General features: G+C 60.3%; 1 protein-coding gene. It reads left to right on the forward strand.

Translation table 11 applies throughout. The features are described 5' to 3' along the window. A partial coding sequence (locus EOA22_RS36325; protein WP_245478804.1) for a porin occupies positions 1–633 on the forward strand: 633 nt, incomplete at both ends.

Raw genomic sequence — 633 nt, forward strand, 5'->3', positions numbered from 1 at the left:
GAATACGTCAAGATCTGCGACGTCTACGGCGCTGGTTACTTCTACATCCCCGGCACCGAAACCTGCCTGCGCATCGGCGGCTATGTCCGCTACGACGTCGGCGTGGGTGATGCCGGTTCGTTCGATGGCGTCAATCACGTTCCTGACAGCATGGGCGAAGACGACCACTCGACCTACTGGAAGAATGCCCGCTTCAACCTGAAGACCTGGACCGGCCAGGAAACCGAACTCGGCACGTTGAAGACCTACACCGAGACCCGCTTCAACTTCGGCAACAGCTTCGGCGACTATGCCAACCAGGCCACGACCAACGACAGCCGCAACAACTGGCAGGCCCGCAACACGGGCATTACGCTGAACTTCGCCTGGATCCAGCTCGGTGGTCTGCGCGTCGGTAAGGACGACCCGGCCTTCGACACCTTCATCGGTTACGCCGGCAACGTCATCAACGACACGATCGTCCCCTATGGCGGCTTCGACAGCAACGTCGTCCAGTACTACTTCGACCTCGGCAACGGTTTGTCGGGCGTGGTTTCCCTCGAAGAAGGTAGCGGCAGCGCTGGCCCGACCGGCGTCCCGCCTTTCACGTACATCAGTTCGGGTTACGACACGATCGACAGCTATGTCCCGCAT

The sequence above is a fragment of the Mesorhizobium sp. M7A.F.Ca.US.014.04.1.1 genome, from assembly GCF_003998745.1.
Lineage (GTDB): Bacteria > Pseudomonadota > Alphaproteobacteria > Rhizobiales > Rhizobiaceae > Mesorhizobium > Mesorhizobium ciceri.